General features: G+C 59.6%; 19 protein-coding genes. 9 read left to right on the top strand and 10 right to left on the bottom strand.

Translation table 11 applies throughout. The features are described from left to right. Window positions 1–124: 124 nt before the first annotated feature. Together RDA78_RS17810 and RDA78_RS17805 are read left to right on the top strand one after the other, a co-directional pair. On the top strand, window positions 125–1,300 hold the full coding sequence (locus RDA78_RS17810) for a vWA domain-containing protein (protein ID WP_434051156.1): 1,176 nt from the start codon (window positions 125–127) through the stop codon (window positions 1,298–1,300). A gap of 22 nt (window positions 1,301–1,322) precedes the next feature. Next, complete coding sequence (locus RDA78_RS17805) at window positions 1,323–2,462, top strand: hypothetical protein (RefSeq protein WP_434051155.1); 1,140 nt, start codon at window positions 1,323–1,325, stop codon at window positions 2,460–2,462. 13 nt (window positions 2,463–2,475) lie between these two features. On the opposite strand, the gene RDA78_RS17800 is transcribed toward RDA78_RS17805, so the two are convergent. Together RDA78_RS17800 and RDA78_RS17795 are read right to left on the bottom strand one after the other, a co-directional pair. Continuing rightward, the gene (locus RDA78_RS17800) at window positions 2,476–2,901 is read right to left on the bottom strand and encodes a universal stress protein (protein ID WP_434051154.1); all 426 of its coding nucleotides are present in this window, start codon (window positions 2,899–2,901) and stop codon (window positions 2,476–2,478) included. A 66-nt stretch (window positions 2,902–2,967) separates the two neighbouring features. Further along, window positions 2,968–3,756: an AraC family transcriptional regulator gene (locus tag RDA78_RS17795; RefSeq protein WP_434051153.1), complete on the bottom strand. Its 789-nt coding sequence runs from the start codon at window positions 3,754–3,756 to the stop codon at window positions 2,968–2,970. Window positions 3,757–3,919: 163 nt separating this feature from the next. Here RDA78_RS17795 and RDA78_RS17790 point away from each other — a divergent pair, with 163 nt between their 5' ends. After that, window positions 3,920–5,146 carry an MFS transporter gene (locus RDA78_RS17790; protein ID WP_434051152.1) on the top strand — a complete coding sequence of 409 codons (1,227 nt, stop codon included), beginning with the start codon at window positions 3,920–3,922 and terminating at the stop codon, window positions 5,144–5,146. Between the two features lie 66 nt (window positions 5,147–5,212). Here the strand turns inward: RDA78_RS17790 and RDA78_RS17785 are convergent, their stop codons facing one another. The 3 genes from RDA78_RS17785 to RDA78_RS17775 all read right to left on the bottom strand — a co-directional run bounded on the left by RDA78_RS17785 (window position 5,213) and on the right by RDA78_RS17775 (window position 6,579). Next, complete coding sequence (locus RDA78_RS17785) at window positions 5,213–5,533, bottom strand: 2Fe-2S iron-sulfur cluster-binding protein (RefSeq protein ID WP_434051151.1); 321 nt, start codon at window positions 5,531–5,533, stop codon at window positions 5,213–5,215. A 117-nt stretch (window positions 5,534–5,650) separates the two neighbouring features. Beyond that, window positions 5,651–6,013, bottom strand: coding sequence for an Hpt domain-containing protein (locus RDA78_RS17780; protein WP_434051150.1), 363 nt, complete (start codon window positions 6,011–6,013; stop codon window positions 5,651–5,653). 251 nt (window positions 6,014–6,264) lie between these two features. Further along, window positions 6,265–6,579, bottom strand: a complete 315-nt coding sequence (locus RDA78_RS17775; protein ID WP_434051149.1) for a hypothetical protein — start codon at window positions 6,577–6,579, stop codon at window positions 6,265–6,267. A gap of 279 nt (window positions 6,580–6,858) precedes the next feature. Between RDA78_RS17775 and RDA78_RS17770 the strand changes: the two genes are divergently transcribed. Further along, window positions 6,859–13,107: an antitoxin gene (locus RDA78_RS17770; protein WP_434051148.1), complete on the top strand. Its 6,249-nt coding sequence runs from the start codon at window positions 6,859–6,861 to the stop codon at window positions 13,105–13,107. A gap of 348 nt (window positions 13,108–13,455) precedes the next feature. On the opposite strand, the gene RDA78_RS17765 is transcribed toward RDA78_RS17770, so the two are convergent. Continuing rightward, window positions 13,456–13,974, bottom strand: a complete 519-nt coding sequence (locus RDA78_RS17765) for a MarR family winged helix-turn-helix transcriptional regulator (protein WP_434051147.1) — start codon at window positions 13,972–13,974, stop codon at window positions 13,456–13,458. A 139-nt stretch (window positions 13,975–14,113) separates the two neighbouring features. Between RDA78_RS17765 and RDA78_RS17760 the strand changes: the two genes are divergently transcribed. The 3 genes from RDA78_RS17760 to RDA78_RS17750 are packed head-to-tail and all read left to right on the top strand — an operon-like array spanning window position 14,114 to window position 16,965. Then, a complete protein-coding gene (locus tag RDA78_RS17760) occupies window positions 14,114–15,142 on the top strand; it encodes a TRAP transporter substrate-binding protein (protein WP_434051146.1) in 1,029 nt (342 codons plus the stop codon). Continuing rightward, window positions 15,142–15,654: a TRAP transporter small permease gene (locus tag RDA78_RS17755; protein WP_434051145.1), complete on the top strand. Its 513-nt coding sequence runs from the start codon at window positions 15,142–15,144 to the stop codon at window positions 15,652–15,654. Before RDA78_RS17760 ends, RDA78_RS17755 begins: the two co-directional genes overlap by 1 nt. Before the next feature lie 3 nt (window positions 15,655–15,657). Continuing rightward, the gene (locus RDA78_RS17750; RefSeq protein ID WP_434051144.1) at window positions 15,658–16,965 is read left to right on the top strand and encodes a TRAP transporter large permease; all 1,308 of its coding nucleotides are present in this window, start codon (window positions 15,658–15,660) and stop codon (window positions 16,963–16,965) included. A gap of 11 nt (window positions 16,966–16,976) precedes the next feature. On the opposite strand, the gene RDA78_RS17745 is transcribed toward RDA78_RS17750, so the two are convergent. From RDA78_RS17745 to RDA78_RS17730, 4 genes are read right to left on the bottom strand one after another with little or no spacing between them, the layout of a single operon-like run. Continuing rightward, window positions 16,977–17,579, bottom strand: a complete 603-nt coding sequence (locus RDA78_RS17745; RefSeq protein WP_434051143.1) for an ABC-type transport auxiliary lipoprotein family protein — start codon at window positions 17,577–17,579, stop codon at window positions 16,977–16,979. Window positions 17,580–17,607: 28 nt separating this feature from the next. Further along, a complete protein-coding gene (locus RDA78_RS17740) occupies window positions 17,608–19,602 on the bottom strand; it encodes an MlaD family protein (protein WP_434051142.1) in 1,995 nt (664 codons plus the stop codon). Window positions 19,603–19,612: 10 nt separating this feature from the next. Then, window positions 19,613–20,422, bottom strand: coding sequence for an ABC transporter ATP-binding protein (locus RDA78_RS17735; RefSeq protein WP_434051141.1), 810 nt, complete (start codon window positions 20,420–20,422; stop codon window positions 19,613–19,615). An 8-nt stretch (window positions 20,423–20,430) separates the two neighbouring features. After that, window positions 20,431–21,579 (bottom strand): ABC transporter permease, encoded by a 1,149-nt coding sequence (locus tag RDA78_RS17730; RefSeq protein ID WP_434051140.1) that lies wholly within the window; start codon window positions 21,577–21,579, stop codon window positions 20,431–20,433. Between the two features lie 92 nt (window positions 21,580–21,671). On the opposite strand from RDA78_RS17730, the gene dgcN reads away from it, so the two are divergent. Together dgcN and dgcA are read left to right on the top strand one after the other, a co-directional pair. Then, on the top strand, window positions 21,672–22,685 hold the full coding sequence (gene dgcN, locus RDA78_RS17725) for an N-acetyltransferase DgcN (protein WP_434051139.1): 1,014 nt from the start codon (window positions 21,672–21,674) through the stop codon (window positions 22,683–22,685). Beyond that, on the top strand, window positions 22,682–23,665 hold the full coding sequence (dgcA, locus tag RDA78_RS17720; RefSeq protein WP_434051138.1) for an N-acetyl-D-Glu racemase DgcA: 984 nt from the start codon (window positions 22,682–22,684) through the stop codon (window positions 23,663–23,665). Before dgcN ends, dgcA begins: the two co-directional genes overlap by 4 nt. Window positions 23,666–23,669: the final 4 nt, after the last annotated feature.

Genomic DNA, 23,669 nt, shown 5'->3' with positions numbered 1-23,669 from the left:
ATCTGCCACGTCGCGAAAGGCTAGAAAATGAACCACATTTCCTGCGCTTTCGCTTCTCGCAGCTGGTCAAAACGATCCAAACCAAATTGACTGCATTTATAGGTCCGTACCCTAGGCTCAGTTCATGTTCATCAGCTTCTTTTCCGAACTGAAATCCGCCGGCATACCGGTCTCGCTGCGCGAATACCTGACGCTCATGGACGCGCTGGACAAGGATCTGGCCGAGCGCAGCGTCGAGGATTTCTATTACCTCGCCCGGCTGACGCTGGTGAAGGACGAAAGCAACCTGGACAAGTTCGACCGGGTGTTCGGCCACGTCTTCAAGGGACTGGACTTGATGAGCGACGTTCCGGTCACCGACATTCCCGAGGAATGGCTGCGCAAGCTGGCCGAGAAGCATCTGAGCGAAGAGGAAAAGTCTCAGATTGAGGCGCTCGGCGGCTTTGAAAAGCTCATGGAAACGCTGCGAGAACGCCTCAAGGAACAGGAAAAACGCCACCAGGGCGGCAACAAGTGGATCGGAACCGCCGGCACGTCCCCGTTCGGCGCTTACGGCTACAATCCGGAAGGCGTGCGCATCGGGCAGAAGGAAAGCCGCCACCGGCGCGCGGTCAAGGTCTGGGACAAAAGGAATTTCAAGGATCTCGACGACACCCAGCTTCTGGGAACGCGGAACATTCAGGTTGCGCTCAAACGGCTCAGAAACTTTGCCCGCACGGGCGCCGCGGAGGAACTGGATCTCGATGACACGATCCGCTCGACTGCGCACAAGGGCCTGCTTGACATCAAGATGCGGCCCGAGCGGCACAACGCGGTGAAGGTGCTGCTCTTTTTCGACATCGGCGGATCGATGGATGACCACATTCGGGTGTGCGAGGAACTGTTTTCGGCAGCGAGATCCGAATTCAAGGTGATGGAGCATTTCTACTTCCACAACTGCCTTTACGAATATGTGTGGAAGGAAAACCGCCGCCGTCATACCGAACGCATCGACACGATGGATGTGCTCCACAAATACCCTGCCGACTACAAGATCATCTTCGTGGGTGATGCGTCGATGAGCCCTTACGAAATAGCCTATGCAGGCGGATCGGTGGAGCACTGGAACGAAGAAGCAGGGACCGTCTGGATGCAGCGTGTCACGGGGCTTTACAGGAGCGCAGTCTGGCTCAATCCCGTGCGCGAGGAACACTGGCATTACACGCATTCCATCAAGATGCTGAACGAACTGATGGAAGGCCGCATGTTCCCAATGACGGTCGAGGGTCTGACTGAGGCGATGAAGGAACTGGCGCGATGACGGCTTTTGGAAGGTGCGCGAAATGAGCAGCGAAAGCGCCGGCGGCAAATCGCCGGAAACCGCGAAGATCGATCCGGACAGCCATGCCACGACGACGGGCATGACCGGGCACGGTTATTACGATGCCAACTCGCGGACCCAGTGGAACGCCATTGAAGCGGTTTTGCCAATTCTCGACAGCGCGGCGGCGCAATTTCCGCTTCAGGACGAAGGCGTTATAACGTTTGCCGACTACGGCTGTTCGGAAGGCCGCAATTCGGTGGCCGTCATGGAAAGAGCACTCCGGACGGCCCTCCCCCGAACGGAACTGCCGGTGCAAACGGTCCATTCCGACCTGCCGACAAATGACTTTGGCACCCTGTTTTTGAACCTGCGCCCGCATGGTCAGTCGGTTTTCGGCAGCGATCGGGTGTTTTCGTCGGCCGTCGGCGGGTCCATGTATGACCAGTTGCGGCCGGACCGAAGTGTCCATTTGGCGACAACCTTCAACGCCATAGGGTTCTTGTCCAGGCGTCCGGTGGCGACACTGCCGGGGTATATCCTCCCGAACGGGCCGAGCGCAGTACGGGGCAACGGCTTTGTCACGGAGGACGAAAAAGCCGCCTTCAGCGCACAGGCCAGGCGTGACGTCGAGGATTTCCTGGAGGTACGGGCACGTGAACTCGTGCCGGGTGGCCAGCTTTTGGTTCAGGTTTTCGGCGCGACCGCAGACGCGCGGACCAGCGACGGGCTCTATGACCTCTTGAACGATGCCGTTCTTGAATTTGTCCAGACCGGGGAAATTGATCGGGAAACCTATGCCCGCTACTACCAGCCGGTCTATATGCGGCGGCTGGAGGAACTGACCGGACCCGTTCTTGAGACGGGATGCAAATCAGCCGGGCTTTTCGACCTCAACCAGGCCCGGGATTACGAAATCACCGTTCCCTTCGTCGAGCAATACAGGAAAGACGGCGATCTCGACGCCTACGTGGCCGCCTATGTGCACTTTTTCCGGGCGTTCACCGAGGCGGTACTGACGAACGCCCTGCCCGACACTCCCGAAAGAAACGGACTGGTTGAGCGGATTTATGCCCGGGCGGAGGCGATCCTGAAAGAAGCGCCCGATCTTTACCCGTTCCGCTACCTTGCGGTCGCAATGCTTCTGACACGCCGGCCTTGAGACCGGGAAACGGTCAACTGCGCAGGACCATGACGGAACAGGGTGCGTGCCGGACGATGTGAGCGGCATTGGACCCGATGAAATAGGTGCTGAGGCCCGGTTTGTGCGAACTCATGAGAACGAGATCGCAGCCGGCTTGCTCCGCTTCATCAATCACCTCGTGATAGACGCTGCCCATGCGCACGACACTGTCGACGGTTCCGTCCGGCAAATTGAGGTCCGCACCGATCTTGTCCAGGATGACGGCAGTCTCACTTGTCGCCCGCTTCTGCCAGCCTTCAGGCAACTGACTGGCAACAAAACTCTGAACCTCCGGGCAGACGGCCATGAGGAGGATTTTGGACCCGTAGTCGCGTGCCAGTTGGCCCGCCTTCGAAAGTGCGTCTTTTGCAAAGCCCGGCTCTGCAGGATCGACGGGAACGAGGATTTTCTCAAACATGGCGTTTCTCCAAGACTGTTTTGAAGAGAGTCTCGGGTCATCCGGGCCGCAACGCCATGAGGCAGATCAATCGGTCTCAACGCTTGCAAAATATCGGCCCGGCGTCACGCCGAACGCCTTCTTGAACGTTGCCACGAAGGCGCTTGGCCCTTCATAGCCAAGCTTGTGCGAAACGTCGGAGACCGTGCGACCGGAGGCCAGAAGCTCCAGCGCCCGGAACAGCTTCACCTGCCGGCACCATGTCCTAAAACTCAGGCCGGTTTCGGCCTTCATGCGCCTTTCGAAAGAGCGCACTGAAACCGTACAGCGGCGCGCTGCCTCTTCAAGCGAAGGAATGTGCGCGGGACATCTGACAATGGCCTCACAAAGCGTTCTCAGCCTGCTGTCCTGCGGCATCGGCAGCTGCAGTGGGGCAGCCGGCAGCATCTTGAGCTGGTCCAGAACGACCGCCGCAATGCGTGCCGCCGGACCTTCTTCCGTTTCCGCTCGCGGATATGACATGAACTCCAGGATCAGCGCCCGCAACAGGTTGGTGACCTGGATGACCTGCGGGGTTTGCGGAAGATCGTGCGTGTGCTCCATCTGGACATAGACGTACCTGAGATCGGTGTCGGTCAGATAGCGCGTCTGGTGCGCGACCCTCGGCGGCAGCCAGACAGCTCTTTCGGGAGGGGCGAAAAACGTCCCGTGCTCGGTGTCGATCGCAAGCGATCCCTTCACCACGTGGAAAAGCTGGGCGGCATCGTGGGCGTGCCACTCGTTCAGGGCGCCGCGCGGCTGCGCCTTTGCATATCCGATGAGAGGCGCAGCGACTTCGTGTGTCGGAAACTCGGACAACTCGGGATGAATGGACATGTGTCAGCCTCTGGGAAAGGCGGTCGATATCGGACCGGACAGGCAAATTCTGGCAACTCGGAGATATATCATGACAAAACAGCGCTAACACGCAAGTCCAAATCGGGAATAGAAGCTATCTGCACGGCGCTGTCGAGAAACGTCCTGATTTTATGGAATCCGAATGAGCTACTTTACCCAAAGCGCACATACGAACGAAGTAACCGGCTGGCGGTCACCGGCGGTCCTCTTGATGATCATGGCCGGTGCCATGCAGCTGTCTTTTGCTGCATGGTGGAATCTCATGAACAACTTCGCTGTTCAGGAACTTGATTTCTCTGGCCGCGAGATCGGCATCCAGCAGTCGATCCGTGAGATTCCCGGTTTTCTAAGCTTTCTGGCGGTTTACCTGCTGCTCGTCATGCGCGAGCAGACCCTTGCCTATGTTTCGCTTCTGCTCCTTGGCGTCGGCGTGGCGGTGACCGGGTACTTTCCGACGGCGTTGGGCTTTTACGTGACCACCCTGATCATGTCGATCGGGTTTCACTACTACGAGACCATGGCCCAGTCGCTGTCGCTTCAGTGGCTGCCGAAGGCAACGGCGGCAGCCAGCATGGGCAAGATCATTGCAGTCGGCGCATTCGCCCAGTTGATCGCCTACGGTCTTATCTTCGTCGCCTGGAAGACGTTCGACCTCTCCTTCACGTTTGTCTTCGCGATCGCCGGTGGCCTGACACTGGTCGTCCTGGCCTTCCTGATGATGGCCTACCCCCATTTCAAGGAAAGCGTGCCGCAGCACAAGAAGCTGATCCTGCGCAAGCGCTACTGGCTCTACTACGCTCTCACATTCATGGGTGGAGCACGGCGCCAGATTTTCATGGTCTTCGCCGGGTTTCTCATGGTCGAACGCTTCGGATATGACGTTCATGAAATCGCGGGGCTGTTCCTGATCAACGGCGTTTTCAGCATGATCCTGGCGCCGAAGATCGGCCACTTGATCGTGCGGTTCGGTGAACGCAAGGCCCTGATCCTGGAGTATATCGGCCTGATCGGCGTATTCGTGGCCTATGCGTTCGTCTCCAGTCCCTGGATTGCAGCCAGCCTCTACGTGATCGATCATGCCTTCTTCGCGGTGGCAATCGCCATGAAAACCTACTTTCAGAAAATCGCCGATCCGAAGGACATCGCACCGACCGCGGGTGTCGCCTTCACGATCAATCATATTGCAGCCGTTTTCATTCCGGTGCTGTTCGGCTTCGTCTGGCTTATCTCGCCGGCAGCCGTCTTCCTGGCGGGAGCAGCCATGGCTGCCGTCAGCCTCGTGCTCGCCTCTCTCATACCGAGCAACCCCGAGGATGGCCGGGAGGTCGATTTCTGGTTTCGCAAACCGGCACCGCAGGCAGCCGAGTAACCATCGTGAAAACAAAAAAGCCCGCCGGTTTCCGGCGGGCTTTTCGATTCTGTCAGTGTTGCCGCGTTATGCCTGGCGCTCCGGCACATGTACGATGAGGCCATCCAGATCCGAAGTCACCTTGATCTGGCAGGACAGGCGCGACGTCGGCTTCACGTCATAGGCAAAGTCGAGCATGTCCTCTTCCATCGGTTCGGCGGATCCGGTCTTGCCGGTCCAGGCGTCATCGACATAGACATGACATGTGGCGCAGGCACAGGCACCGCCGCATTCGGCTTCGATGCCCTGGACCATGTTCTTGATGGCGTTCTCCATCACCGTCGTGCCTTCGGCGGCATCGATCTCGGTCTGGTTTCCATCGGCGGTGATAAAAGTGATTTTCGGCATCAGTCGCGTCCAAGCCTCGAATTGCGGGTTTCAGCTGAACCGAAATAAAGCTTCCACCGCAAAGGTCAAGGACGATGACGTATTCCGCTCGCAAACGAGCTGAAAACCGGCATCGGATCAGCCTGCCAGAAGATCCCTGATATATGTATTGGCTTCGTCAACCGCTGCGATAAGGCCTTCGGTCGCCGGGTCCGGGGTCTGTTTCATGCGGCCTTCGAGATTCTCGCACACATCCGCGACACGGCCCGCACCGATCGCACGCGCAGATCCCTTCAGCGTGTGCACCAGATCCAGCCGCACACTGGTGTCGGTCTCTTTCGCGAGACGTTCAAGGGTTGATGACGACTGGGATCTGAAGAGATGAAGGACCTGAACTTCAAGATCCCGGTTTCCCAGGGTGTTGGTCGCCAGTTGCACCAGATCGATCGGCGCTTCCGGACCACAACGGCCGCTGACGCGGGCCATCGAAGAAGGGGCCATGTCGGGCTCCAAATTACTATACTCGTGCCACACGACACCTCGCCGGCGGCTTGGACTGCACAAAAGTGTGCGCTCAACACCCAAACACCCGGTTAAATACCGCCCGCAAACACCCGACTCGGCCGAATGTCCCCAAAAAACTGAAAGTTTGGTTAACGGCGCAAAATCCGCGATTAAAGCCGTGTGGAAAAAAATCGTTGCCTTTCCGCCGTTTGTTAAATCCGCATTGCCCTGGTGAGCTGGATCAGCCGTTAACTTTTTTTGCGAATTCGACTTGAATTGAGAAGTTCAAATGCGGCAGGGGTCAGCCGGCAAACAAGCCAGTCGGGCTTGATTGGGTTGGAAAACCAAGGCTCTGCCCATCCTGCATCGATACACGCTCTGATCGTTCGCGCCGGGATTCCGCGTCCGTTTTCATCGAACAGGGGCAACTTGCCACCTGGTTGCTCGAGCCCTTTTTGCAGCCAGCGCTTTTGAACGGCGGTCAGATTTCCGAGCCTGAGTGCAGTTGGAGAAGTCCCTGACCCCCCCTCTTCCGGCACACTGTCTTTCTTCGATTTCGGCATCGAAACCGCCCCCTAAGTGATTCACGCAATTACAGTTTCTTGTTCGATCGGAGAGATTGTGCCATTACAGTTGGTGATGCGGCAAGATGGGGAGCAGACCGTCTGGCGAAATAAAGGCGGTTGGTCAGCGGCGGCCCTCCTTAGAACAAGCAGCTTCGCTTTGTCGTGTGTCCAATGGCAGACGCGGAGCGACGCATCAGATAGACTTGGGAACAGTTGCAATAAGCAACTGGCGAGTATTCCCGGCATGTAATGAGTACGGACGTGAGGCGACCATAAATGGCAAATCCGACAAAGGCCAAGGATCCTGCGGAAGCGGCCCTGTCAGCAGTTGAAGAAGCCCTGAAGCTCGATTTTGGCGGCCCGGACGCGACATTCAATTTTGATGACGCGGCCCCGGAAGCAAGTGCGGCAGCGGAAACGGATCCCGAAAAACAGCCCAAACCGCCCGCTTCGACCGAGCCCGCGCGCGAAGAGCAGCGCGCGCCGCGGCGGCGCGGCCGAGGCGGACGTCCGCCGGCTGCCAATGATGATCGCCGCAGTATCGGCAACCTGATCTACGCCCTGCAGCGCCGGCCCTCTTCCGCACCATTCTGGGGTGCATTGGCATTGAGCGCGGTCTGGGCGGCGCTTGGCGGCAGCCTCTTCTTCTCCACGTTTTCCGATCAGGTCGCGACACTCGACACGCAGGCCCTGTTGTCCTCGCCTGACATTATCCTCGCCGCTGTTGGAATTCTCGTCCCGATCATCTTCTTCTTCGTCATGGCCATGATGATCTGGCGCGCGCAGGAAATGCGCATCGTCGCGCGTGGCATGACCGAAGTCGCCCTGCGCCTCGCCGAACCGGAAGACATGGCTAAGGAGTCCATTCTGAGCGTCGGTCAGGCGATCCGGCGTGAAGTCGCTGCGATGGGTGACGGCATCGAGCGTGCCATTGCACGCGCGAGTGAGCTCGAAGTGCTTGTGCACAATGAAGTTTCATCGCTTGAACGTTCCTATAACGATAACGAACTCAAGATCCGCGCACTGATTGAGGAACTTGTCAGTCAGCGCGAGTCGATCGTCATTAACGCCGAGCGCGTGCGCGAAACGATTGCCGGTGCCCATGAGAAATTCTCCTCTCAACTCTCCGGCACGTCCAATAACCTCGGCGAAACCGTCGATCAGGCATCGCAGCGCATGATCGACGCGGTCAACAGCCGCGTCGAAGAACTGACCTCAACCGTAGACAGCCGGATCGAGTCCCTGGGAGCAACCCTCAACGCATCTGGCAACGAACTGGTCGACAACCTCACGGTGCGAGCCGAGGATTACGTTTCGCGCCTCTCCCTGACCGGCCACGAGCTTGTCGACAACCTGTCGGAAACCGGCGCCACCATGTGGGAAACCCTGTCCGCGCGCGGCAATCAGGTGAACGAACGTTTTGCGGAAACGGCGAATACGTTCGTAGAAACGCTGACAGAACGGGGAACGGAAATCAACGAAACCCTGGCATCCTCCAGTACGTCGGTTGTCGCAACCCTCAGCAACAAGGCGGACGAATTCCGCGCAACGCTGGAAAACACCGGGATCACGGTTGGCGATGTCATCACGCAGCGCGGTGAGGAAATCAATGCCAACCTGTCGCTCACGTCTGGCCGCCTGATCGACACGATCACGTCCAGAACCGAAGAGCTTGTGACGACAGTCGATACACGTGTGACCAACCTGGACGAGTCTCTCGCGGAAACGGGATCGCGCGTTGTCGAGAGCATCTCGGAACGCGGTCAGGCAGTCACTGATACGATATCGATCCGCGGCGCGGAAATCGTTGAGACTCTCTCGGGCCGCTCGACAGAAGTTGCTGAAATCCTTCGCGGAACCGGCGAGAGCATTGTGGTTGACCTGTCCCTTCGTGGTGGCGAAATCGCCGCGAAGCTGGACGAGACCGCAGGCTCCCTCACCCAGACCATATCTGTCCGCGGCGGCGAGCTCGCCGACAAGCTGGACAGCATCTCGAAGCGTATCTACACGGCAATTTCCATCAACGGAACCGAGCTGGACGAACGGCTCACGGCCCGCAGCAACGAAATGGCGACGATGCTGGAACAGCAGACCGTCGGTTTCAGGGACACGCTGCAAAGTGTTTCCAGCCAGTTCGCTGCCGGCCTGGGAGAACAGACCGGTACTCTCACCCAGACGCTTGCCGAAACCGGGACGCAACTTGCCGAACTTATCGGAACCCGCGGCGACCGCGTGGCAAACGATATCAACCAGGTCACTGGCCAGATTGCCGAAACGCTGGAATTGCGCGGCGGTGCCCTGAACGAAGGCCTGTCTGCACGTCTGTCCGAACTCGAAGAGATCGTTGGCGAACGCGGTGGCCAGCTGATCGAAGCCTTCGGTACGAAAACCCTGCTTCTCTCCGAAGCGATGGATTCCCGTCTGTCCACGCTTGACGCAACCTTCGCATCGCGCATCGACACAATGGATGCCTCGCTCGGCAACCGGATCTCGGCGATTGACTCCGCGATCGGCAGCCACGCTGCAACACTCGATGCCGCCGTAGGCGGTCACGCTGCGACGCTGGAAGCATCGCTGAGCAATCATGCGGCCGCGATCGATACATCGCTGACCGATCGTCTCGCAGCCGTCGAAGCCGTGCTCAGCGAACGCACCACGAGGCTCGACACCTCCCTTGGCAACCATACGGCGTCGATTGAAGCCACGCTGGGGAACCGGCTTGCCGCGTTCGACACCACCCTCACCGAGCGCGCCGCCGCAATCGATGCTTCGATCGGCGAACGCGGCACGGCACTTGATGCGTCTCTCGGCGAGCGGATCGCCTCCCTGGACTCCGCGCTTGGCAATCGCATCGCCACAATGGATAGCTCGCTCGAGCAGCGCTACAACGCAATTGATGCGACCCTCACCAACCGCATCGGCTCCATGGACTCGTCGCTCGAAGAGAAGTTCTCGTCGATGGACAACGCGCTCGAGCAGAAGTTCACCAACATGGATGCGACGCTTACCCATCGCATCAGCACCATGGATGCGTCGCTTGAGCAGCGCTACAACGCGATTGACGCGACACTTGCCAACCGCATCGGCACCATGGACACATCGCTTGAACACAGGTTCACGTCGATGGATGCAACGCTCACCGACCGCATCAGCACCCTCGATGCGTCTCTCGAGCAGCGGTTTTCTTCCATCGATATGTCCCTGGGAGAAAAGATCTCCTTCATGGACACCACTTTGGAGAGCCGCTTCAACACGATGGACGCCTCGCTCGGCGCACGCGTCACCACCATGGACGCGGCCCTTGAAAACCGCCTCTCCTCCATGGACCGGTCGATCAGCGAACGTATCACGACGATGGACTCGTCTCTCGGCAACCACATCAGCACGCTTGATCTGACCCTGGACCAGCGGACAGCCTCCTTCGAGGCAACACTCGAAGCGCGCACCCAGATCCTTTCGGACGCGATCGAGAACCGCACCAACGGTATCAGCGACGCGCTGGAAGAAAAAACCCGGAACATCACGGATGTCCTTGCGGACCGCTCTGATGCCATCACGCTGCAACTCGGCCAGCGTATTGAAACAGCGGGCAACACCCTCGCGGAACGCGCAACGGAAATTGGCGACACGCTGTCTGAGCGCGTCGACGGCGCGGCAGCCTCCATGGCAGAGAAGGCCGAGCTTCTGTCCGCCTCCATGACCAGCGGCACCGACCGCATCGATGAAACCCTCGATGCGCGCGCACGCCAGATCTCCGAAACGCTCATTTCGAGAACGAAGGAAATCGCCAAGGCCTTTGTCGAAGGTCAGGACGAAATGACCAATGCACTCGACAACCGTCTGTCGGAAGCCGGTGATGTGCTCGGAAAACAGAGCGAACAACTCACCGAGTCCCTGTCGGAGCGCATTGCCGAAATCAACGTCTCGCTCGGCGCGAAAGTGTTCGAGGTTGCCGAAACGCTCGACAGCCGCGCAACACAGCTGGAAACACTTCTCAATGAGCGCCTGGAGAGCATCTCCGGAACGCTCACCGGAGAAAGCGAGCGCGCACGCGATATTCTGACGACGGTCATTTCCGAAGCAGGTGCAACGCTGTCGACGGAAAGCACCCGTCTTCGCGACACCGTGCAGGAGGCGGTCACCGCAGCCGCGGCGTCGCTCTCCGACGAGCGCACCAAGACAGTAGAAGTCGTCGACACTGCCCTTACCCAGGCAACCGAGAAGCTGGCCGGCGAAAGCGATCGCATGCGTCAGATCGTTCTCGGCTCCGTGGGCGAAGCCCGTGGAGTGCTGGTTGGCGAAAGCCAGAAGGCCGCAGATGTGGTCAGCAACGCCATGCATCAGGCGACCGGGGCCATGTCCGGTGAAAGCACCAAGATCCGCGAGCTGGTCCTGTCCGCGGTGGCCGATGCGGCACGCGCCATGGCCGCCGAAAGCGAAAAGGCAAGAACGCTCTATGCAGGAACACTTGCCGAGTTCACCGGATCGCTCTCAGGTGAAAGCGAGAAAATCCGCGGAGATCTTGCCAAGGTCATTGCGGAAATCTCAGGGAACCTGTCAGCTGAAAGCGAGCAGGCGCGGGCGACACTCACCAAGACGCTGGAAGATATCCGCGGCCAGATGTCGAGCGAAGCCGGCATGGTCCGGGCCCGCGTCAACAGCGCGGTTTCGGAAGCAGCCGAGCTGCTCGTCGGACGCGGCAACGATGTTGCCAACGAGCTGATGGAAAAAGCAACGTCGCTCAACGAGGCCTTCGGTGAGCGCAGCGGGGAACTCGCCCGTATCGTGGGCACCGACGGCAACGACCTCATCAATGCGATCGAGGCCCGCGCCAACGACCTGACCGGGCGTCTTTCGGAAGTCCACGGTGCAATTCTCGACGCCATCACGGTCAAGGGCCGCGACGTTGCTGAAACGTTCGCCCATACCGGCCTTGATGCGACTCGTAATCTGGTCGAAGCGGGAGACCGGATCATTGCAAGCATCAACGACCGCAGTGAACGGGCCTCCGCACTTCTGAGCGACACGAAGCAGCGACTGGAAGCGGACGTTACGGAAATCCTCAACAAGGTCGAGGAATCCAACACCAACCTTCAGGGCATCGTCACGACGGCGGGTGAAAACCTCACAGAGGTCGAGGGCAATCTCGCCCGCAGGGCCGGAGAATTCCGGTCTGCGGTCGACCGGGCGGTCCAGGAGACCAACCAGACCACGTCGCTCATCAACGAGCAGGTGTCCAACCTTCGCGATGTTACGCAGACAACGCTTGCGGACGTCCAGAACCTGACACATCGCTTCGGCGACCAGTCGGAAGAACTGACACGTGCTGCGCGTCACCTGGAAGACACCAACAAGTCCGTCGAGGGCAAGGTCTCCGAACGCCGCACGGCGATCGAGGAAGTTGCCGATACGCTCCTTGCGAAGACGGAAGCGGTCGATACGCTGATGCGGTCCTTCTCGCAGAATCTGTCCGACACGCTCGAGTCGGCCGACGACAAGGCGCGCGAAGCAGCGAGCATGCTCGGAGCCGCCGCGGAGGCCGCGTCCAAGCAGGTTGCGGAACAGTTCGAATCGATGCGTCTGACTGCAGGCATGGAAGGCCAGAAGGCCCGCGATGCCATTCGTTCGGCACAGGATGACATCATTTCGGAAATGACCAAGACGGTCAGCGATGCCTCGGACCGCTTCAACGATGCAGCGGGCCGTATGCGCGATGTCGCCCGGGATGTACACCGCGAGCTGGAAGCGACACGCAACGAGCTGAAACAGGGCGTTCTCAACCTGCCGGATGAAGCAGAGGAATCCTCTGCGGCTCTGCGAAAGGTCGTGAACGAGCAGATCCGGGCACTGACGGAGCTGTCGGAGATTGTGGCCAAGCAGTCCAACACTCTCGACATTTCACGTCCGCAGGCCCAGGCCGCTGCGGCAAGTGCCCCGGCACCGCAGCCCGCAGCCCCCTCTCCTCAAAACTACGCGCCGGAACCCCTGGCGCCCCAGCGCCAAGCACCGGCTGCAGATCCGCGTCCTGCACAGCAGCGTCCCGCTGAAATGCGGCCTCAGCAACCGGCACCGCAGCAAGGCGGAAACCCTGCCGGCAAGGGCTGGGTTGCCGATCTGTTGCGCAGAGCGTCGCGTGACGAGGATGCAAGTGCCGACACGAGCATGGCGCGGACACCCCTGCAGACCGTGGAAAGTCTCAATTCGCTTTCAGTCGACATCGCCCGTGCGATCGACCACGAGACTTTCATCGATCTGTGGAACCGCTACCGGGGCGGCGAACGGAACGTCTTCACCCGGCGGCTCTACACGCTTCAGGGTCAGCAGACTTTTGACGAAATCCGTCAAAAATATGCACGCGATCCGGAGTTCCGCACCGCCGTTGAAAGATACGTGTCCGACTTTGAACAGCTGCTTGCCCAGGTCTCACGCAATGACCGCGACAACATGCTGGGTCAGACCTATCTCACCTCGGATACCGGCAAGGTCTATACGATGCTGGCGCATGCAAGTGGCCGTCTCGAATAGGACTTGACGCGCTAGGTGATGGACCCACAAATGAGGCCGGAATGGTTTGAGGCGGCTTGCTTCTCGTCAAGGCGCGGAAGCGCAGGAAATGTCCCTCATTTTCAAGCCTTTCGCAACGCCGAGGAGGAGCAAGCCGGTCAAATCCGAAGGACATGGAAATGACTTCACCCCGTGGCGTCAGCGTGCTTGACCGGGCAAAAAGCCCGCTCCGCACACCCTTCCTAACGGGATTTCGCCATTTCGCATGCCATTTCAGTATCATTTATGGGTCCATCACCTAGACATGAGAAAGGCGGCCACGGGCCGCCTTTTTTGCTTCAACCGGCGGTACGGGATCCGCAACAGCTGTTACTCATCCGCGACCTCCCCGTTGTCCGACAGATTGTCCCGGATACGCTGCGCGATCGCCAGAAACCCGTATATGTCATCCTCGCTCAGTCCGCTCAGCATTCTGCTTTCGACCGCAAGCAGTTTGGGTCCGAGATCTTCGTAAACGGCCCGGCCTTCCGCGCTGAGCTGCAACAGAAAACTTCTTCCGTCTTCCGAATGAGTTGAACGCTTCAGATATCCGCGTTCCTCCATGCGCTTGACGGCGCGGCTGACGACGACCTTGTCCATGCTGGAGCGCGACACGATCTCGGTCGCCTGCAGGCCCGTCCCCGCCGCGCCCAGGATCGCCATCGTGCGCCACTCGGCCGGCATCATTCCGTAATCGCGCTGGTAGACGGCGGACAGGGCATTCGTGACGTCGCTGTAGAACACTCTCACCTGGTAGGGAAAGAAGGTCTGCAGTTCGAATGTGGGGCCACTCTCGCTCTCCTTCTTTTCCCTGCGTTTGTTGGCGTTGGCGTTTTCGGGTCTGGTCATGATGTCTCGGCCGCAAATTTCAGATGGACCCATTTTAGGATTGACTTAGTTTCATATGCAACTATTTTCGAGCATCAAATGCTGAGCGTGCCCGGTCGGGGAGTGACCGGGTCTCAGCAGGCGAGTGGGAGGAAAAACCATGAAATTCATCAAGTGTCTTTCGATTCTGGCCGGTTTCACGGCAACCGCATTGTCGGGCGCTGTTTCAAGCGCCGCTGCCGACGAACTGGTTCTCTCGTCCTGGCTGCCACCGAAACACCCGATCGTAACGGGTGTCATGGAGCCCTGGGCTGCGCAAGTCGCGGAGGCGACGGACGGCCGTGTAACGGTGCGCATCCTGCCGAAACCGCTCGGGCCGCCGCCCGCGCACTACGACCTGGCGGCAGACGGTGTTGCCGATATCACCTACGGCCTGCATTCCTTCACCCGGGACGACCGTTTCCTGCGCTCGCGGATCGGTCAGTTTTCCTTCATCGCCGATACGGCGACCGACGGATCCAAGGCCTATTGGGATGTCTATGGCGGACAGCTCGATGCTCAGGCAGAGCATCAGGGCACCAAGCTGCTCGGGCTATGGATCCATGGTCCCGGAATGTTTCACAACAACCAACGCAAGATCGAAACTCCGGAGGATTTCTCGGGCCTGAAGATCCGCACACCGGGCGGCTATATTGCTGATTTGTCTCAGGATCTCGGAATCACCACCCAGTTCATGGGGCCGGGCGAAGTCTACGAAAAGCTCTCCCGGGGCGTGATCGACGGCGTGACCTTCCCGATCGAGGCCCTGCAGGCCTTCAAGCTGACGGATTACATCACATCATCAATGAGCGTCCCCGGCGGCATCTACAACACCTCCTGGTTCATGGTGATGAACGAGGACATCTGGGACGGGCTTTCCGACGAGGACAAGGCAGCCATTGAGCAGGTTTCGGGAGCCGCACTTGCAGAACTTGCGGGCACTGTCTGGGACAGCGCTGATGCGCGCGGCAACGCGTTCATCGCCGACAAGTCCGTCGAAGTCTATGAAGCACCCGCGCCTGTCCTGGGCAAGATCCGGGAGCTCGCTGCCTCGCACGAAGCCGCTTGGGCAGATGCGGTCAAGGAAACCGGCTTTGATGGCGCAGCTGCCCTGGCTGAGTTCCGCACACAGACCGGTATCAGCAACTGATGACACCGTCTGAACCCGACAAACATGCACCACGCCGGGCCCTTGGTCTCCGGCGTGGCGCGACCTTCCTGCTGGGTCTTGCCTGCCTCCTTGTTCTGGCAGCCATGATCGGGCTCACCTGCGTGGACGTTGTCTCTCGCTACCTCTTCAACAGCCCGGTCAACGGCGCGTATGAGCTGACACAGTTGCTACTGGCTTCACTGATCTTTCTTGCGCTACCCCTCACGACTGCAGCCGGCGAACATATCGAGGTGGAGCTCCTCGATGGGCTCAAAAGCCGTGTTTTCAGGTATCTGGGCGCGATCTGTGCGGGCGTGGCGACAATCGCCGTCTTCCTGATCATCGCCGTGGAATTGTTCGAACACGCAGAAAAACTGCAGCGACGCGGCCAGGTGACCGATTCCCTGGAAATCCCGCTCTACCTGATCGGTTGGCTGGGCACCGCCTCCTTCGCGGTTTCCGCCGTTGTCGCCGTTTTCTGGACAGTCAGCCGTTTGCGCGAGAAGGCCTGATACGTGATTGAAGCACTGATTGGATTCGTTGCCCTTTTCGGCCTCGTTCTGCTGCGCGTGCCGATTGCCGTTGCGATGGTGATCATCGGCACGGTGGGATTTGCCGCCCTGCGAAACTGGAATGCAGCGCTGAACCTGCTTGGCAATGCCGCATTCGACACGGGTCTCTCCTACACGCTCTCCGTGATCCCGCTGTTCATTCTGATGGGCAACCTTTTGACGATCTCGGGCGTCAGCCAGTCACTGTTCAGCACCGCGCACAGCCTGCTGCACCGCATGCGCGGAGGCCTCGCCATGGCCTCGATCGTTGCCTGCGGCGGCTTTTCCGCCGTCTGCGGATCTTCGCTCGCAACAGCGGCCACCATGTCCAAGGTTGCCATGCCGTCAATGCGCAAGGCGGGCTATGCCGACAGCCTGGCGACCGGCTCCATCGCCGCCGGCGGCACACTGGGCATTCTGATCCCGCCAAGCGTCATCCTGATCATCTATGGCCTGCTGACCGAGGCCGACATCGGCAAGCTCTTCATTGCCGGCATCATCCCGGGCTTGCTCGGCGTCGTCTTTTATCTGGCAGCGGTCTACGTCACGGTGCTGGTCAAGCCCGCCCTGGCGCCGTCCGAACATGACGATATCGCTCTGGCGCGCAGGGACGTCTGGGGCGTGCTCGCGGTGCTTGGCCTCTTCGCGGTGATCATGGTGGGTATCTACGGCGGGTTCTTCACGCCGACGGAGGCCGCGGCGATCGGGGCCGCGACCGCCCTGATCATCGCGTTCCTGTCAGGTGGCCTCACATTCGAGAAACTCTTCACGGCAGGGCTCAACTGCGCCCGGACAACGGCGATGATCTTCGCAATCATCATCGGCGCTGAAGTCTTTTCCAACTTTATCAGCTACGCAGGCGTACCGGACGCGCTTCTTGAGTTTGTCCAGTCACTGGACGTCAACGCCTATGTGGTCATGCTTGTTCTGGTGCTGATCTACATCGTGCTCGGTGCGGTGCTGGAAAGCCTGTCGATGATCCTTCTGACCGTGCCCGTGTTCTTTCCGCTGGTCACGTCGCTGGATTTCGGCACCGGGCTTCTGAGCGACCCGGATCTTGTGCTGATATGGTTCGGTATCGTTGTTGTCGTCGTTACCGAAATCAGCCTGATCTCGCCGCCGATCGGCCTCAACGTCTTCGTCCTGCGCTCCGTCTTGACCGACGTCCCGCTTCGCACGATCTTCGCCGGTGTCCTGCCCTTCTGGGCAGCCGACATTCTTCGCCTTGCACTGCTCATCGCGGTGCCTGCGCTGTCTCTGATGCTGCTCTGATGAAAAGCCGGTCAGACGTTGCGAAGCGTCCAGGCGGCCATTTCGGCAAAGACGCGGTCGGCTGACCGGTTCATGGCCTCCACCGCCTTGTCCACGGAGGAACTGCCTGCGGGCGTTTCGGCGCGGAAAACCTTGGTGGCGACCGTGCGCCCGTTCCGGTCGTTGACCACGCGGGCAGAAATCTCGACAACAGCGCGATTGCCGGAGACCTGGAGTTCGAACGCACGGATCTCTGTCTGGAGCTGGTAGTCAATCAACAGGCCGTCGCCTGGAAGACCGACCCCGCGCAGGCGGCCCGTATTCTGAAGTGTTTCCTGGAGCTTGCTCTGGACGACATTGGGCAGCGTGTCTGCCCAGGCCGACTTCGGGTAGTAGCTGTAGATCGGCCCGTCATCGACAACGGCGATATAGCTGGTATCCAGCGCTTTCAGCGCGCGCGGCGGGGCGACCAGAACCTGTACACGGCTGGACCGGCCGCGCAGGCTGTCCACATCCGCCGATGTCAGGCTGTAAAACGCCGAAGGGGCTGCGCTCGCGCAACCGCCAGCGAGCGCGCCAAGGCCCAACACTCCCAGAACCCTCCGTCGGGTCAGTTTGGCCGTTGCCTTTGTCATGCGCCCTTGCCCTTGTTTCTTTTCCCGCTCATCGGCGCCGTCCACCGGTGTATGTTGGAACATCCTCACCGCCGAAGATCACCCGGTTCGGGCTGCGCTCGAAACTCTCCGCCGCACGCTGGATCGACACCAGCGTCCGATTCAGCTGCGCCAGCGCGGCCGTGAAGTCGGACGAGCCCTGCGTTGCGAATTTGGAGAGCCCCCCGGCAATCGAGTCTGCCCTGCTTTCAAACGCCACCGCCACCTTGCGGATTGCCTCTGCCGCTTGTGTCGCTTCCTTGATCAGCCCCTCGCCGTCACCGTCGACCATCGTCGCGACTTTCTCAACCAGGCTCTCGACCCGTACGGAAGTTGCATTCAGCGTCGCCGTCATCTGCTGCGCGTCGGTGATGATCTGGTCCACATCAGGCGTTCGTTTGGACAGGTTCTCGGTCATCTGCTGGACATTGTCCGCCGCCTTCTGCGCAGATTGCAGAATGGACGGGATGCCATTTTCCTGACTGGCAAGCTCGGACGCGGTCGTTTCCACGGAGCCGACGATGTTGGCGACTTTCTCAGGGTCCACCGCCTTCAGCAGGCCATCGGCTGTCTGCAGGGTTTCGGCAAATCTTTCGGCCGCTGCCTGAACGTCGGTGATCAGGGCCGCGATCCGGTCGTCCTGGTCGCGGACGGTGGCCGAAACGGCCTCGAAATTCTGGATCGTCGACTTGGTCGAGGCGATGATCTCGTTGATCTGGCTCTGCTGGTTGTTGAAATTGTCGATCACGCTGGCAACACCATCCACCGCGCTTTCAACCGTTTCGGGATCGACACTTGCAAGCACCTCGTCAACACGCAGGAGCGAAGCGTTTATCCCTGTTGTGAACGAGTTGACCGACTGGACCACCTGTTCGATCTGGAGCGGGTCGATGGCCGCCGCGATCTCGACCCCGCGCGACATGATGGCATCCACTTTCACGACGACATCCCTGCCCCCTTCCAGGATCTCGGTAATGGCGCCTTCGCGCTCCTGAACGACAGCGACGATCTTGTCGATGTTCTGCATGGTCGTCGTCGTCGATGAGATCAGATTGCCGATGTCTTCGCTTTTGGTTTCAAGCACCCCACCCAGCGCCGCCGCGCCGGTCATGACCTTCTCCACATCCTCGGGCTTGACCGCTTGAACGATCTTCTGAACGTTGTCGAGGCCCTCGTTGAGTTTCTTGGTGAAGGTGTCAAGTTCCTTGGCGGCGCTTTGCGCATCGGACATCAGGAGATCGATGTCCTTGCTCGCCTCGCCAAGACTGTTTGAAAACGTCGTCAGATCGTCGACGATGGCCGTCACCTTGTCGGACGGGACGGCGGCGAGCAGGCGCTCACCCTGATCGACGAGTTTTTCCAGCCGGCCGGACAGGCTGGAAAACGCTTCGGACGCCTGTCCGATGCTTGCCATGAAGTCCTTCACGCCGTCCGAATTGGCGGCAAGGGCTGCAGAAAACGTCTCGACATTCTTGATGGTGTCGTTGATCAGCGGTTTGTTTTCAACGAGGACATCCTCGATCGTTTTCATGGTCGTGTCGGCACGTTTCAGCACATCGCGCGCGCCATCGACAATGTCATCGAAAAACGATCTCTCGGCATAAAGGACGGGAACCTTGCCGTCATCCTTGCCGAGAAGCAGGGGTGATGACGACGTACCGCCGGAAAGGTCGACATAGGCAATGCCTGTCAGACCGGTGAAATTCAGGGTCGCCTTGGTGTCTTCGCGGATTGGCGTGGAAGGTTTGATGCCGACCGTGGCAACAACCTTGGTGGGGTCGTCAGGTGCAAAGTCCAGAGACTTCACGTCGCCGACCTTGATGCCGTTGAAAAGAACCTGTCCACCGACCGGAAGGCCCGTCACCGGACCCGGATAGATAATCCTGAGGTCGACGTTCTGGCGGGATTCGGCTGTTGCGGCTTTCCAATAGATAAACCCGAACGCGGCCGCCAAAACGGCAACCATGAAGGAACCGATCAGTATGTAGCTCGCGCGGGTTTCCATTCAGTCCAACCTATACTCGGCGCAACGCCCGTTCACCCCTGAAATATTCCTTAATCCAGGGATCGTCATTTTTCATCATATCTTCAAGCGTTCCGATAGCCAGAACACGTTTATTCCCAAGAACTGCGATGCGATCGCAAATCGAATGCAGGCTATCGAGGTCATGGGTGACCATGTAGACGGTCAAGCCGAGAGTCGAACTCAGGTTTTGAATCAGCGTGTCGAAGGCCGCCGCACCGATCGGGTCCAATCCGGACGTTGGCTCGTCCAGAAACACCAAATCCGGGTCGAGTGCAAGCGCGCGCGCCAGACTTGCCCGTTTGACCATGCCGCCGGAGAGCTCTGACGGCAGTTTGTCGGCCGCATCCTGAGGCAATCCGACGAGCTCCAGCTTCAAGGTGGCAAGCTCATCCATGAGCTGTGGAGACAGCTTCAAGTGCTCACGCATCGGCACCTGTATGTTCTGTTTCACGCTCAGCGAGGAAAACAGGGCACCTTGCTGGAACAACACGCCCCAGCGCCGCTCGATCGTTTTCCGTTCCTTGTCGCTTGCGGTGGAAAGATCGTGGCCGAACACCGAGATCGTCCCGGATCGCTTGGGAGTGAGACCGAGTATTGTCCGCATCAGAACGGACTTGCCCATCCCGGACCCGCCAACGAATCCCAGGACTTCGCCGCGCCGGACATCGAGATCGAGGCTCTGAAGCACGATCTTTGACCCGAAGCCGACCGTCACATCGCGCACGGACAGGACATAGTCCCCGTCATCGGCGGTCGACACCGTCTCGCTTCCGTTCTGTGCAGTCTCTGTGATGGTCATGCTGTCGATCAAATCCCGATTGCGGCAAAAAACACGGCGAAGAAACCATCAACGACAATCACGAGGAAAATCGCCTTGACGACCGACAGCGTGGTGTGACGGCCAAGGGATTCCGAAGAGCCCCCCACTTTCAATCCCTCCACGCAGGCAATCAGGCCGACGATCAGCGCCATGAAGGGTGCCTTCACCAGACCCACGGCAAGCGTTTCGTTCGTGATCGCCACCTGCAGCTGGGTGAGAAACGCGGCGGGCGGAATATCGAGATAGACCCAGGTGACCAGGCCCGAACCGAACAGGGCCGATATGTCCGCGATAAACGTGAGGACGGGCAAGGCGATCATGAGCGCCAGAATGCGTGGCAGAACAAGAACTTCCGTCACGCTCAGGCCGATCACGTGGAGAGCATCCACCTCCTCCTGCATGCGCATCGCCCCGAGTTCGGCGGTAAAGGCGGAGCCGGATCGGCCAGCGACCATGATGGCGGTCAGGATGACGCCGATCTCGCGCAGAATGAGGATGCCTGCCAGGTCGACGACGTAGATGTCGACGCCGAACTGCTTGAGATAAAAGCCGCCCTGCTGGGAAATGATGGCTCCGATCAGAAAGCTCATCAGCGCAACGATGGGCACTGCGCCGATACAGCTTCGGTCGAACTGGACAGCAATCGAAATGCTGCGCAGCCGCCGCGGATTGACCACGACGGTTGTCAGGACAAGTCCGAGCGATCCGAGGATGTGCATCATCGCCAGGCCGTCTTTGTAGGCGTCGACCATCGTGCGGCCCGTCGCCTCGAGGAAACCGACGATGGTGAAACCGCTTCTGTCCGGCTTGTAGCTTGGCGGGTGATGCCGTTCGATCTCGTCGAAGAGCTGCTGGCGGACAGGGGTCACCCCCGTGAGACCGACCTTGCGCCCTTCGAACTCCAGACGGCCGCGCGTACGGTGGATAAGCCACGCTCCGCTCGTGTCGAGATGCTCGATCTTGGAAACGTCGATACAGGTCAGCCGGTCCTTGGCGACGTCAAGTTGCTTCAGTCCGGTTTCCGCGTCGCCGATCGTGCTCACGGTCCAGTCGCCGGAGAGAGCCAGGAACTGGTGCTCGGGACCGTCGGCCTCCAGTTTCATCTCCGGATCAATCTTTTTTTCCAAGAATGCCATTCTGAATGGCTGCCCTCTTGCCGCTCGTTCGATATCCCCCGTATACCTGATGGAGAACTTTAACGTCCAGCAGCCACTTGAAAGCTTTGTCCATGGAAATCGCTCATCCTTATCTTTTGTTCCTCGGGGATGTCCCTGATGCTCTGGCCGCAAAAACCGCCATTGGTATCGTTGATTGGCGGAAAGACTGGTGTCTCGGCCAGGTCAGGCTGCAAGGTTGCGCCGCTGACACCGGCCTTGCGGACATGAATATTGCCGAAGGTGCAAGTGCTGGCGCAAAGACGATGATCATCGGTGCGGTGAATGCGGGTGGCCGTCTGCCCGATCACTGGGTCGCCTCAGTGATAGAAGCGCTTGATTCGGGAATGGATGTCGCTTCCGGTCTCCATGTCCGCCTTGGCGATATTCCGGCGATCCGCGAAGCAGCGGAACGGAACGGCCGTCAACTTCATGATGTCCGCCACAATTCCATGTCATTCGCAACCGGCAAGGGCACGAAAAGGCGCGGAAAACGTATTCTGGCGGTCGGCACCGACTGCTCGGTCGGCAAGAAATACACGGCGCTTGCCATGGACCGTGCCATGAACGAGCGCGGCTACAACAGCACCTTTTGCGCAACCGGCCAGACCGGTGTCTTCATCTCCGGCCGCGGCGTTGCCCTGGACGCGGTTGTCGCCGACTTCATCTCCGGAGCTGCGGAGTGGCTGTCTCCTGAAACGGAAGCAGACCACTGGCAGATCGTCGAGGGCCAGGGCTCACTCTTCCATCCTTCTTTTGCCGGGGTAACCCTTGGTCTTCTGCATGGGTCGCAGCCGGACGGCTTCATCGTCTGCCACGAGCCGACCAGAACCAGGATGCGAGGTGTAGAAACACCGCTTCCCAGCATCCAGCAGGTCATCGACATGACGATCCAGTGCGGCCGGCTTACAAATCCGGACATCCGCTGCATCGGGATCGCGGTCAACACGGCCGCGCTCGACAAGGACGAGGCACTCGCGTTTTTGGCAAAGGTCGGTGAAAAACACGGTCTTCCGGCAACGGATCCCGTGCGTTTCGGCATGGACGCCATCGTCGACAAGGTGTCGGCAGAATTCGGCGCACCATGAATCAACGTGTCAGCATCGAGGCCGAGAGTTTTGAAATCGCTGGCGGTTTCAAGATCTCCCGTGAGACCCGAACGCATGCGAAGGTTGTCGTCGTGACGATCTCCGACGGGCCGGTTTCCGGCCGCGGCGAGTGTGTCCCCTATCCGCGCTACGGCGAGTCTCTGGAAACGGTTCAAACGCAGATCGAGGAGGTGAGCCCGCTGCTGCAGAACGGCCTTTCCCGTGAGGCGCTGTTGGAGGCGATGCCTGCAGGCGCCGCCCGAAATGCCGTCGATTGCGCCCTGTGGGACCTGGAAGCGAAACGCGCCGGCAAAACCGCGTCCGAGCTTGCCGGCCTGGGCAAGCTGCACCCGGTCACGACCGCTTTCACCATCAGCGTCGACACACCGGAGGAGATGGCACGGAAAACGGCTGCTGCGGCCCATCGCCCGCTTCTGAAGGTAAAGCTTGCCGGTCCCGGTGACGATGAACGCATTCGCGCCGTGCGCGGCGCAGCCCCCGGTGCGAAACTGATCGTCGATGCCAACGAAGCCTGGGATGAGAGCTGTTTCGACACAAACATGGCGGCCTGTGCCGAGGTCGGCGTCGAGCTCATCGAGCAGCCCCTGCCCGCCAAGGCCGATGATATGCTGGCCTCTTTTCAATCTCCCATCACGATTTGCGCCGACGAAAGCCTGTCACCAGGCAAGGGACTGGACGGCCTCAGGGGAAAATATGGCGCCGTGAATATCAAGCTCGACAAGGCGGGCGGCCTGACCGAAGCGCTGCGCCTGCTTGACGCAGCGCGCTCTTTGGATTTCACGGTCATGATGGGCTGTATGCTGGGAACGTCGCTTGCAATGGCGCCCGCGATTCTGGTGGGGCAGAACGCGGATTATGTCGATCTCGACGGCCCCTTGCTGCTGACACGGGACCGCTCGCCAGGCCTGCGGTTCGATGAGAGCACGCTGTATCCGCCGGAGCCTGCGCTCTGGGGTTAAGCGC

Source organism: Roseibium sp. (genome assembly GCF_051016195.1).
GTDB lineage: Bacteria > Pseudomonadota > Alphaproteobacteria > Rhizobiales > Stappiaceae > Roseibium.
Note: the sequence above shows the minus strand (reverse complement) of the source record. Positions and strands in the feature narration are given on the sequence as shown.